This is a genomic window from Gemmatimonadaceae bacterium (assembly GCA_035606695.1).
Classification (GTDB): Bacteria; Gemmatimonadota; Gemmatimonadetes; order Gemmatimonadales; family Gemmatimonadaceae; genus JAQBQB01.
Genome location: DATNEW010000042.1, coordinates 1 through 2,525, shown reverse-complemented (window position 1 = coordinate 2,525; position 2,525 = coordinate 1). Strand labels below are relative to the sequence as shown.

Genomic DNA, 2,525 nt, shown 5'->3' with positions numbered 1-2,525 from the left:
ACGCGCTGGCTTCGCAAAAGCCACGCCCGTGAAGGTGATAAGGGAGAGACCAAACACGACAACAATGGCCGCTGCGACAGCACTCATGGGCTCGCGGGAGGGCTAACGAGCCGCATAACGCCGCAGTTCAGCGGCCGCGCGACACCGTGTGAAGCGCGGCGCGAGCGCATAATGAAATGGCGCGCTCGCGCCGCGCCAGCGATTGGGTATCACGGTCCGCTGCAACTGCTTGTTAGGCGCCACCATCGTACCGCTCGACAAAAGACTCAGCCGCAGGGATAACCGATTTCTGCAAGTGGTGGAAGGCCGCCACAGCAGCGGAGCATACGTCCCGGAGCTCACCGCGTTGCGCGGCCGTAAGACCGCCGGCTTCCGCAGCTTGAATCAGGGCGGCAATGACATCGCCGGGATAGAACTCAGCTTGAAGAAGCGGCTGATCAGCGACCATGGCGAGCGCGCGCTCTGCAACCTGCTGAGCCGCGATATTTTGGCGTAGACAGAACGCCAGATCGGCTGGCGATAACTCGGAAACGCGCTTGTCTCGGAGTGACCATGCACGATGCGTCGTGCTGGAGTCGAAGTCCGGCTTCACGGCGATACGCGGTGTGATTTCGCTAAGCTTCACAGTGGCGCCTAACAATAAGTAGGCGGCGTGCAGTCGCGGAGGAACTGCGACAAAAAGCCGGCTATCGTTCTTGGGCTTGGCATAAGTGCTTGTTTGTAATAGATCACGCGTGTTGTTACGCGTCAATTCCGGGTCCGGAATTAGGCGGCGGCGAACGCCGAGTCGCAGAGGACGTAGAGCTGGGCGCTCGACTAAGGGTGCTATTCGCCGGCCGCGACGACGATCGCGTCGAGATTCTTCTTCAGGATCTGCTGTAAACCGTCTTTCGCGAGCGCGCGCTCGACGACGACGCCCGGGTCGCCCGCGTCGAGCACGACGAGCTTCGCGCCGCCGGCGCGTATGGCGTTCTGGATCGCCTCGCTCGGCTGCCATTTGTGGATCACGACTTTGATCGCGTTGTCGCGCAAGTGCTTGGTTAGCGCAGCGAGGTCGGCATCGGTCCAGCGCACATCCTGTTTGATGAAGTAGCCGTCGACATAGAGGCCCATATCGTTCGTGAGGTAGACGAAGTCGCCCGTCAAAGCGAACACGACGTCGGCGCCGCTGCTGATGAGCCGGTTCTGGTATTCGCCGCGCAACTTCAGCAACGAGCGCTTCAGGGTCTCGAGGTTCGTGCCGATCGCGGGCGCATGATCCGGGAACAACGCCTCGAGATCTTCGGCGACGAGATCGCCCATGCGAATCGCGTTCGACACGCTGAGCCAGAAGTACGGCGCAACAGCGGTCTCGGGCGAATCCGCATCTTTGCCCCACGCGACGGTCGACGTGGGCGTCTCGGCGAGTCCAACACCGGGCGCGTTGACGGACCACGGCACCGCGGCCTCGATGTCGACGATGCGGATGTTCGCTTCGCGCGCGAACCGGTACAGCGGATCGCCGGGCAATGCGTTCGTCAGCGAAACGACGGCCGTCGCCGACGCGAACGTCGGCTTGAGCGAGTCCATGCGCCGCTCGATGTAGTCCTTGAGCAGCGCGAGCTGCCGGCCGTCGGCCGGCACGTTCTGCACTTGAATCGGAGTGCCGGCCGTCAACGCGACCGTCAACGAGTACGCCGCCTGCGTGCCCGTCAGCACGAGCGGCGGCGCGGTGTCAGCCGCGAACACCGGCTGCGCGAGCCAAGCCGCAACCACGAGAATCGCGAGACGCCCGAGCTTCATACACTGGCCTCCCGATAACGCGGTAACGCCATGCGAATCAGCATCGTGGCGATGAAGATCAACGCCGCCGCGAGGATGATCGCGCCGCCCGACGGCAGCGGCAGATCCCAACGCATCGGCGCGTAGATGCCGGCGAGGCAGGCGACCGTCGAGAACGCGATGCTCCACCAGACGAAGCCCTTGATCGAGCGGTTGAGGTTGCGCGCGGCCGCAGCCGGAATCAGCAGCAGCGCCTCGACGAGCACGGCGCCGACGATCTTCACGCACGCGACGGTGAGTATCGTCAGCAGCAGCACGAACACGTACTCGAGCAAGTGGACGCGCACCCCGCGCACGTGCGCGAGGCTCGGGTTCAAGCTGCCGAGCAACATATGGTTGAACAGCGGCAGCGCCGTGACGGCCGTCAGGAACGTCGTCACGAGCAGCACCGACATGTCGGTGTCGTTGACGGTCAGGATCGAGCCGAACATCACAGTGTCGAGGATGTGCGTGTTGACCTTGGCCGACACCCAGAGCAGCGCGGTGGCGCCGATCGCGAGCGAGATCGACAGGAACACGCCGATCAACGTATCGGCGGACATCTTGGTGCGGTTGCGCGCGAAGTTCAGCAGCAGCCCGAACAGCAGGCAGAAGCTGAACATCGACATGTACGGCGCCGTGTACGACTCGCCGATGATGACGCCGATCGCCACGCCCGTCAGCGCCGCGTTGCCGACGGCCTGCGAGAAGAACGCCATGCGCTT

General features: G+C 63.6%; 3 protein-coding genes. All 3 read right to left on the bottom strand.

The window, feature by feature from the left end; genetic code table 11:
- Window positions 1-232: 232 nt before the first annotated feature.
- Window positions 233-751 carry a contact-dependent growth inhibition system immunity protein gene (locus VN706_22710; GenBank protein HXT18457.1) on the bottom strand — a complete coding sequence of 173 codons (519 nt, stop codon included), beginning with the start codon at window positions 749-751 and terminating at the stop codon, window positions 233-235.
- A 74-nt stretch (window positions 752-825) separates the two neighbouring features.
- On the bottom strand, window positions 826-1,782 hold the full coding sequence (locus VN706_22705) for a zinc ABC transporter substrate-binding protein (protein ID HXT18456.1): 957 nt from the start codon (window positions 1,780-1,782) through the stop codon (window positions 826-828).
- Window positions 1,779-2,525: metal ABC transporter permease (locus VN706_22700; protein HXT18455.1), on the bottom strand; the 747-nt coding region annotated here is incomplete at its 5' end. The genes VN706_22700 and VN706_22705, both read right to left, overlap by 4 nt.

Bases quoted from the DNA above. Each gene is read 5' to 3' on its own strand.
- VN706_22705 (HXT18456.1), bottom strand. From the start codon at position 1,782: ATGAAGCTCGGGCGTCTCGCGATTCTCGTGGTTGCGGCTTGGCTCGCG.